Origin of the sequence: Pseudomonas lurida (assembly GCF_013522705.1) — a bacterium.
GTDB lineage: Bacteria > Pseudomonadota > Gammaproteobacteria > Pseudomonadales > Pseudomonadaceae > Aquipseudomonas > Aquipseudomonas quebecensis.
Map to the genome: position 1 here is coordinate 147,999 of NZ_JAAMRE010000009.1, position 9,584 is coordinate 157,582.

General features: G+C 62.3%; 3 protein-coding genes and 1 rRNA gene. All 4 read right to left on the reverse strand.

The genetic code is table 11. From position 1 onward, the window contains the following. Positions 1–148: 148 nt before the first annotated feature. Positions 149–2,206, reverse strand: coding sequence for an exodeoxyribonuclease V subunit alpha (gene recD, locus G7025_RS10695; protein ID WP_181078858.1), 2,058 nt, complete (start codon positions 2,204–2,206; stop codon positions 149–151). Then, positions 2,203–5,877, reverse strand: a complete 3,675-nt coding sequence (recB, locus tag G7025_RS10700) for an exodeoxyribonuclease V subunit beta (protein WP_181078860.1) — start codon at positions 5,875–5,877, stop codon at positions 2,203–2,205. The genes recD and recB overlap by 4 nt, the downstream gene beginning before the upstream one ends. Continuing rightward, positions 5,874–9,326, reverse strand: a complete 3,453-nt coding sequence (gene recC / locus G7025_RS10705; RefSeq protein ID WP_181078862.1) for an exodeoxyribonuclease V subunit gamma — start codon at positions 9,324–9,326, stop codon at positions 5,874–5,876. Before recC ends, recB begins: the two co-directional genes overlap by 4 nt. 132 nt (positions 9,327–9,458) lie before the next feature. After that, positions 9,459–9,574: ribosomal RNA gene (gene rrf / locus G7025_RS10710) — 5S ribosomal RNA — on the reverse strand. Between the last annotated feature and the right edge of the window lie 10 nt (positions 9,575–9,584).

Genomic DNA, 9,584 nt, shown 5'->3' on the forward strand with positions numbered 1-9,584 from the left:
TTCTCTCGGGTGTTTTCGTGGGGTGATGCCGCAACGATAGCACAGCGGCGAAAAACCCCGCGAGGCAGTGCCATCGCGAGGGCCGCTATTTTTTCAGAAAATTCACACAGCGAAATAAGAAATATTAGATGACCTGTCAGTCAGCTTTTCAGGCGCCGCTATCCAATTCCAGCATCAGCCCGCTCAAACGCTTGACCTTGCGTCGCACCGCTTCCTCAAATACACCGCCGCGCGGCTCGATCAAGCTGAACCAGCGTTTGGCGCGGGTGATGCCGGTGTAGATCAACTCCTTGGTCAATACCGGATTCAAGGCGTCCGGCAGGATCAGCGCGGTGTGGGTGAATTCCGAGCCCTGGGATTTGTGCACGGTCATGGCGTACACGGTTTCCACATCATTCAGACGACTGGGCAGTACAAAGCGCACACCACCCTGACCATCGTTACGTGGGAACGCGACGCGCAGCACCTGCGGGCCGCCGTCGCTTTCGGGCAGTTTGAGGGCGATGCCGATGTCGCCATTCATCAAACCCAGGCCATAGTCGTTGCGGGTCATCAGCACGGGGCGACCTTCATACCATTGCTCATCGCCTTCGATCAGCCTCACCTTGCGTAACGCCGCAGTGATACGCGCGTTCAGCCCCTCCACGCCCCACGGGCCCTTGCGCACGGCACAGAGCAATTGGAACGCGTCGAAGGCTTGCAACAGTTGCTGGGCCCAGGCCGTCCAGGCGGGGTCGTCACGCGGGGCGGCAGGTGACGGACGCGCCGATTGCAGCAGGTTCAAGTAATAACGATAGCCCTCGGCACCGCCGCCCTGCCCGTCCAGCACCAGGCGCTCCAGGGCGTGGTCGTGTTCGCCCTTGAGGCTGACACAGAACAGGTCGCTGTGACTGCGCGCAGCCAGCAGCCTGCGCGCTTCTTCCGCGTTCTGTTGATTGACCCAGCGCGCCAGTTGCCCGATGCCGCTGCCTTCGCCGAACCGGCGCGAGTAGCGCAGCATCACCACTTGCTGGGCCAGGGGATGGCTGTGGTCGAGGTCTTCGCTCAGGCCGCTGGTGCTGAGGTCTTCGCCGCTGACGGCTTGCAGCCACTGGCGCGTGTCGGGGTTGTACCAACCGGCCTCGGCGTCGCGGCACAGGTCACCGAGCACCGCGCCGGCTTCCACGGACGCCAATTGATCCTTGTCGCCCAGCAGCACCAGACGGGCATGGGGCGGCAGGGCATCCAGCAGGTTGGCCATCATTTCCAGGTCGATCATCGAGGCCTCGTCCACCACCAGCACATCCAACGGCAATGGGTTGCCCGCATGGTGCCGGAAGTGTCGGGTGCCTGGACGACTGCCCAGCAAGCGGTGAACCGTGGTGACCTGAGTAGGAATTTTTTCGCGCACGGCCTCGGGCACGCTCAGCGACAGCACTTGCTGGCTGATGGACTCGGTGAGCCGCGCAGCCGCTTTGCCGGTGGGCGCCGCCAGGCGAATACGCAACGGGGTGCCGATTTCCACGGCAGGCGCCTGCAGCAACGCAAGCAGACGCACCACAGTGGTGGTCTTGCCGGTGCCGGGCCCGCCGGTGACGATGCTGAACGCACCTCGCGTGGCCAGTGCACAGGCGAGTTTCTGCCAATCCACCACGCCGTCGGGCGCAGGTTGGTCGAACAGACCGCTCAAGCGCTCGGGCAAATCGTCGGCAACGTTTTCGCGGGTCGCCAGGCGCAGGCGCAATGCAGTGTCGATACGCCGCTCGTAAGTCCAATAACGCCGCAGGTACAGACGTTTACCTGACAACACCAAGGGCCGGCTCTGCGCCGCCTCGCTGCCGTCCAGCGCCAGGGCGACCAAGGGACTGGCGGCCAGTACATGGCACCAGTGAGCGCCGTCGAGGCCATCGAGCAACTGCGACGGGAGGAGCATCGCGCCGGTCTGCAGGTCACCTTCGGGAGGCAGGGACAGAGCGAAATCCGGCGCTTTGAGGGTTTCGAACAAATCCAGGCAGACATGGCCGTGGCCCAGTTGATGGCTGGTCAATGCAGCGGCAAGCAATAACAGAGGATCGGCCAGGGGATCGAGTTCGTGCAGGAAGCCGACGAAGGCTTTGTCCAGCGCTCGCAACCAGCCGCGCTCGACCCAGCGCTCCAGCAGTTGCACCAGGTCGACGGCACGTTCCAACGGTTCCAACGCCTCCAGCGGGAGCGGCGACAGGCTCATAACAACACTCCTTGTTCCCAGGCGGGCTCAGCCTTCGGCGGCAGCGGTTTGCCTTGGAACAGCAGATCGAGGCCCTCGATCAACGCGCGTGGCGGTCGGGTGAAATAGGCGCCTTGGCTGGCCGACTGGGTGCCGCGCAGGAACAGATACAGCGCACCACCCACGTGACGGTCGTAATCGTAGTCGGGCAAACGCGCCTTGAGCTGGCGATGCAGGGCCAGCAGGTAAAGAACGTATTGCAGGTCGTAGCGATGCTCGAGGATCGACTGTTCCATGGCTTGCCGGGTGTAGGCCGAATCGTCGGGGCCGAGCCAGTTGGATTTATAGTCGGCCACGTAGTAGCGACCGTGGTGTTCAAACGTCAGGTCGATAAACCCCTTGAACATGCCGTTGAGCAGCACCGGTTCGGCAGCTACGCGGGCGACGCCGTTGTGAGTGTGCTGACACACCAGTTTATCCAGAGCAAGTACATCGACTTTATGGCTGGCGAACCAGAACTCCATTTCGATCTGGTACTGCTGCAGGCTGTTCAAGGTGACATGGCCGTTATCCACAGGCAGTGGTGTGTGCAACAGGTGGCCCAGCCAGGCGCTGAGGGTGACGATCCAGCCTTCCCAGTTACGCCGATTGCAGCGCGCGCCAACGGCTTTTTCGATAGCCTCAGGCGTTACGTTGAAGCCGTCTTCACCGGCCCATTCCAGCAGGCCATGCAGAAAGGTGCCGGGATTGGGCCCGCGTGGGAAACGGTGAATATCGCCCCCAGATGCCGCCATTTCGCGCGGTGCGTCAGGGTCGAGGCGTTCGTCATCGAACAGCTTTTGCGCTTGTGGGCTTTCAGGCGCTTCGAGGGTAGCGGTGCTCAAGCTGTCGCCAATGCGTAGAGCGCTGTAGGACGCAATCCACCAGTTTTCCGCCGCCTTGCGAGCGGGCAATAACGGCGCCAGCAACGTGGCCGGGTTGCGTGGCGGATGGAACAACACGTCCCGCGCCTCGGGCACCTGGGCGTAATGGATGGCTGGGCAACCGTCCTGCAAGTTCAATAGCCAACGCGCCAGGCCCGCGGACTCGCCGAGCGCTGCGCCGCCGCCGAGCAAATAGCCCAGCGCACACAGGTGCAGGACCGAACGGCTGTTATTGCCGCGTTTGAGGTCGGCAACGCCCAGCCAGCACGCATGCTTGGCGCGGGTCAGGGCGACATAGAACAAACGCAGGTCCTCGGCCAGCCGCTCGTCGTCAGCCTGGGCAATCAGTTCGGCAGTCGGGCGCAGGCTGATGTGAGAAGTGCCGTGTTCATCGTGGTAATGCAGCGGCAGGCGACTGCCGTCCACCGGCTTGGCCGAGCAGATGAACGGCAGGAACACCAGGTCGTACTCCAGGCCTTTGGACTTGTGGATGGTGACCACTTTGACCAATTGCTCATCGCTTTCCAGGCGCAGGATCTGCTCTTCACCGGCTTGCCCCGACAGTGCCAGATGCTCGGCCAGGTGGCGGATCAGCGCCTGTTCGCCGTCCAGCTCCGAGGCGGCCTGTTGCAGCAGTTCGCTCAGGTGCAGCAGGTTGGTCAACACCCGCTCGCCGTCGCTGCGGGCGATCAGGGTTTGCGGCAATTTGAAGTCATGCAGCAAGCGCCGCAGCATCGGCAACACGCCTTGGGTGCGCCAGATCGCACGGTAGCCCCGGAACTGCATCACGCGGCTTTCCCACGCCAGTTCGTCCTGATTCAGACGTTCCAGTTCAGGCAGTGTCAGGTTCAGGGTGACGCACGCCAGGGCGGCGCGCAGTGGGCGCTCCACATCCGGCTCGGCGCAGGCTTTGAGCCAGGCCAGCAGGTCGTGGGCTTCCTGGGCGGCGAATACGGAGTCCTTATCGGACAGGTACACACTGCGCACGCCTCGGGCGGCCAATTCGCCACGCACGGCTTGGGCTTCCTTGCCGTCGCGCACCAGGATGGCGATGTCCGACGGCATTACGCCTCTGAGGCTGGCGTCCGGCTGTAGAAAGCCGGCCTTGCCTTGCTGCCCGGCGTTGAGCAACTCGACAATCTGCGTGGCGCAGGCAGCGGCCAGGTGCTGGCGGTAAACCGCATTGGAAATCGGTTGATCGGTGGGCAGGTGCCAGAGGTTCATCGCCGGCACCCGTTGGCCGTCGACCAGCAGGGTTTCTTTGCGCCCCTGGGACATTACCGGCTGGAACGGCACCGGATTGTCGCCATTCGGTGCGCGGAACAAAAACGCGCCGCGCCCGGTTTCTGCGCGCTGGAATACGTGGTTCACCGCCTCGACCATTGCATGGCTGGAGCGAAAGTTGGTGCCCAGGGTGTGATGACGGCCGAGGGTGGACTTGCGCGCGCGCAGGTAGGTGTAGATGTCGGCGCCGCGAAAAGCGTAGATCGCTTGTTTGGGGTCGCCAATCAGGAACAGGCCACTGTCGAGGTGGTTTTCTTCGATGCGGTAGATACTGTCGAAGATGCTGTACTGCACCGGATCGGTGTCCTGGAATTCATCAATCAGCGCTACCGGGAACTGCTCGCGGATCACACTGGCCAGGCGCTCGCAGCCCTCTGCTTGAAGGGCGGCGTTAAGGCGGATCAGCATGTCGTCGAAGCCCATTTCGGCGCGGCGGCGTTTTTCTTCTTCGAACCGTTTGCTCACCCAGGCGGCCGCGTGTTGCAGCACGGCGGCGTCGGGGCTCGGCAACGCGTCGAGGCTGGCCTTGAGAGTGGCCATGGCCTCGATGCCGGGATGCCGGGGCGGTTCGTCTTTCCAGGCTTCGGCCATACCCTCGGGCGTGAGGCGACTGAAACCGGTGCCGATATCCAGTTGCTCCAGGGTTTCATCGTTCGCCCAGGCGCTGATTTTTTCAAACCAGGGCTCGAAATACCGTGCCTGCATCTTACGACCGTCGACGGCTTTGGCGGCCACGGCTTGCAGGCAGAGATCGCGCAGTTCGGCGGCCCACTGTTGCCAGGGCGCTTTGAGGGCGACCAGCGCCTCGCGACGCTCCTGCAGACAAGCGTTGATCAATTCGGCGGGGGCGCGTGTGTCGTCGCTGGGCCGTTCACTGCCGAACAGCGCGCGCACGCGCGGCATCAACGCAGCGGGACCGCCCCAGTGGGTGCGCACCCAGTTGAGCGCATCGTCGTGCATCGGGTAGCAGAACAGTCGCCAGTAATCGCGCAGCACCTCGCCGAGCAGGTCGCTGTGATCAGTTTCCAACGTCTGGGTAAACAGGCTGCCGCTGTCGAACGCGTGCTCGCGCAGCATGCGCTGGCACCAACTGTGGATGGTGGAGACGGCCGCTTCGTCCATCCACTGGGCCGCGATGTCCAGGCGGTTGGCGCAGGCATGCCACTGTTGCGGCGCATAGTGCGCGCGCAGGTCGGTGATTAATGCGTCGGGTGACGGGATCTCGTCGCGGAAGAACCGCGCGGCTTCGGCCAGACGAATGCGAATGCGTTCACGCAGTTCTTTGGTGGCGGCGTCGGTAAACGTCACTACCAAGATCTGCGGCGGCAGCAATTCCCGCCCAAAGCCCCACTCATCGCCGCCGTGGCCAAGCACCAGGCGCAGGTACAAGGCGGAGATGGTGAAGGTCTTGCCGGTGCCGGCGCTGGCCTCAATCAGCTGGCTGCCCTTAAGTGGGAAGGCCAGCGCCAAGGGTTTACTGCTCATGCGCCGCCCTCCTCGCCAGTGAGGGATCGCCACGGCGCATTGATCATCGGTCGATAGAGCGCTTCGCACCAACCCTCGAATTCTTCGCTGGCCGTTAGCGCTGCGTAGTCCGGGAATTGGCGCGTGAGCGCAGGGCTCTCTCTCCGTTCGCCGTCGGTGGTCAGGCCGTCGCCTTCATAGGCTTTGCTCGCCGCGGCATGGGCTTTGGCCGGATCGGTTTGGCCCAGCCACGCAAATGCGGTCTTGACGGCCACCGGCAGTGGCTTGCGCATACCGCTGTGCCAGGCCAGGAGCAGGTTGCCGAGGATGTCCTGGGCGAGCGTCGGGGCCAGCGGAGCCAGGAGTAAGGTGTCGTCGCTGGCCACCAGGCCAGTACTCAAGGGTAGTCCGCAGGCGCAGCCCACCACGTGATTGACCCAAGGGCGGATCAGACGATGCCACTTGCGCGTCTTGATCGAGCCGATGCTGTTCGGGATGGTGCTCACGCTGAGCAATCCGCCATCACTGCGCCGATGCAGGCCGCTGACCCAGCCTTCGAGCCTGATCCCTTGATGCTCAAAACTGACCGGTTCGGCAGCGGTATGCGGAGTTGGCCATAGGGCCAGCAGTTGCTGGTAGCGTTGCAGCAGATCGGGCAAGGGCTCGATCAGTTCGTTGCGCAGACACTCGCCGAAACCAACCATGGGCAACAGACCACTGCCCTGCAGACGCTGGGCCTGGGCCTTGAGCGCCTGGTCGAGGTGATCCGGCTGGCTCAGTGCAGCATTGAGCAGGCTGTCGCTCAGGTTGTAGCGTTGCAGGGCGTCCAGGACAAAAGGTTCTTCATCGGCGAGCGGAACTTCGGCGGCCTCAAAGAATACTTTCAGGCGCTGACTGAAGAAGTGCTTGACCGGGTTGCGCAGGAAATCCTGCAACTGACCGAGGCTTAGCGGTTCTTCTTGCTGGTGTTGCGTCAGCTCGGGCTCCGGCGCGGCAGTGGATGTGGCCTCGTGCAGCAGCTGCCATTCACGGGCGTAGCTGAACAATGGATCGCCCGCGTGGAAATAGCGGGCGCTGAAGGGCTGCAAGGGGTGTTCCTGAGTCAGGGCGTCGATGAGCGGTTCATCACTTGTTACGTGCTTCCAGCCGCTGGCGAGATGATCGCGCAGCTGGCCGATCAGCACCGAAGCCGGGCGCTCACTATTGTCTCGGATGTTACGGCCGACCCAACTGATGTAGAGCTGGTCGCGGGCCGAGAGCAGGGCCTCGAGCAGCAGGTAACGGTCATCTTCGCGGCGCGATCGGTCGCCAGGGCGGTAATCGCTGCCCATCAGGTCGAAGTCCAGTGGCGGCTGCGCACGGGGGTAATCGCCATCGTTCATACCCAGCAGACAGACGAGTTTGAAGGGGATAGCGCGCATCGGCATCAGGGTGCAGAAATTGACAGCGCCGGCAAGAAAACGCTGAGACAACCGGCCCTGGTCCAGACCGGCCAGCCAGGCTTCACGGACCACGGTGAGTGGTAACTCATCCTGCAGACCGACGGACTCGCAGGTTTCGAGCCAGGTTTCCCGCAGTTGCTCAAGTTGGCTCAGGAGATAGTCATCATGTTCGCTGCTGGCCAAGAAGAAACGCTGCATCAAGCGTTGCAGGCGTTCGCCCCATTGTTGGGGAGTAGTCGGTTCGGACAAGGCCTGGTGAGCATCACTCAGTGCATCGAGCAACGCGACCAGCGGGCCGATCAGCGCGGCATCAAGACCGCCGATCTCATCGTAGGGCTCAATACCTTCGCAGGCCGCACCGCTACCGACTGCGTATCCCAGCAACATGCGGCGCAGCCCGAATCGCCAGCTGTTCTGCTCAAGCTCAGCGGGCAGGCCCAGGCTGGCACGTTGTTGCGCGTTGAGCCCCCAGCGAATGCCGGCCCCTTCGATCCAGCGGTGCAGCGTCGGCAAGTCGCGCTCTTTGATCGCAAAGCGTTCGCGCAGGGCGGGCACGTCGAGCAGATCAAGAATTTCGCTGACAGGAAAGCGGCTGTCGGGGAGTTTGAGCAAGTGCTCCACGGCGATCAGCAGAGGGTCGCGTCCACGTTGTCCCTGGTCGGTCAAGGTGAATGGGATGAAGCGCGGATCATTGCGCTCGAGTTGGCCGAACACGGCGCGAATGTGCGGCGCGTAGCTGTCGACATCCGGGACCATGACGATGATGTCCCGAGGTCGCAGCGTGGCGTCGGCACTGAAGCGGTGCAGCAGTTGGTCGTGGAGCACTTCGACTTCGCGTTGAGCGCTGTGGGCGATGTGGAAGCGGATTGACGTGTCACGCTGCAGGTCGACAGCGGGCCATAGAGCGCGGGTTTCATTGAGCGGGCGCAGTTCGAGGATATCGTCCTGCAACTGATTGAGCAGCGTGGTGGGCTCACTGTCGCTGAACAGGTCTATGCGTCCATCGCGGAATGCGGCGCGGTAGCTGTTAGGGTCGTCGTAACTGTCCAGCAGGCTTATGTAGTCGCGCCCCTGTTTGCCCCAGGCGGCCAACAACGGATGGGCGTGCTGGTGCAGGGTTTGCGGGTCGATACTGATGGGCATGCCGGTCTTGCGCGCCTGCCGTTTGTATTCGTTACGAAGCAGGTCTTTGTCGGCGACGATGTCGGACCAATGATGGCGACAGGGGTTGTGTACGCACAGCAGGACCTGACTGAAACGAGCCAACCCGGCGAGTGCTTCAAGAGCCTGGGCCGGCAAGGAAGAGATGCCGAAAACAATGACTCGTGAAGGCAGGCCGGACGGGGCCTGCTCAAGCGAATTGATCCGCTCGATGAAGCGCTGGTGCACGCCGGCACGGCTTTCAGACATACCCTCTTCCCCAACGTCCAGCAGCAATGCACGCCACAATTCTGCTTGCCAGCAGTTCGCCGGGTTCAGGGGTTTGGTTTCACCTCGCCCATTGCGAAGTTGATGGCGACCGGCGGCCCAATCCTCAAGCCAGTCAGCACGGTAGACCTGATATTGGTCAAACAGGTCAGCCAGGCGCTCAGCCAATTGATAGCGCTTACGCAGGTCGGTGTCGTGGGTGAGGAAGCGCTGCAACGGTTCGAAGTGTGGTTGGTTGATCAGTTCCGGCAGCAGGCGCATAAGGCGCCAAGTGAGTGGGGCTTTGTCGAGCAGGGATTTGGGCGGGATTTCATCGCGGCCCAGAACCATGCGATAGAGCTGCCACATAAAACTGCCAGGAAGTTGCACATCAATGGCGGCGGCAATGCCGCAGCCGCCCATGTCGTCATCTTCTGGATCTTCAGCCAGTGCCAGTTTGAGCCACTGGGCGATACCGTTGCTTTGTACCAACGCAATTTCGTTTTCCAGGGGCGCGAGGGGGTACCGGCGCATCCAGCTCACCACCAGGCTGCGCAGCTCATCCAAGCGGTTACCGTGAACCACCATGAATCCAGCGCTGAGGGACTCCGCATCCGGCATAACAGCTTCCTTGGGAAAGCAAAATCGGGGGTATGGACTTTAGCATTGATGACGACGTTGACGCCCGTGGCGCTTTTCGAGCGCGCAAAACAAAACCCCAACTGCTCACGCAATTGGGGTTTCGGAATTTAATCTTGACGATGACCTACTCTCACATGGGGAAACCCCACACTACCATCGGCGATGCATCGTTTCACTGCTGAGTTCGGGATGGGATCAGGTGGTTCCAATGCTCTATGGTCGTCAAGAAATTCGGGT

What these genes read in the sequence shown, in the direction of transcription:
- recC (WP_181078862.1), bottom strand. Translation starts at nt 9,326, where the DNA reads ATGCCGGATGCGGAGTCCCTCAGCGCTGGATTCATGGTGGTTCACGGT.
- recB (WP_181078860.1), bottom strand. Translation starts at nt 5,877, where the DNA reads ATGAGCAGTAAACCCTTGGCGCTGGCCTTCCCACTTAAGGGCAGCCAG.
- recD (WP_181078858.1), bottom strand. Translation starts at nt 2,206, where the DNA reads ATGAGCCTGTCGCCGCTCCCGCTGGAGGCGTTGGAACCGTTGGAACGT.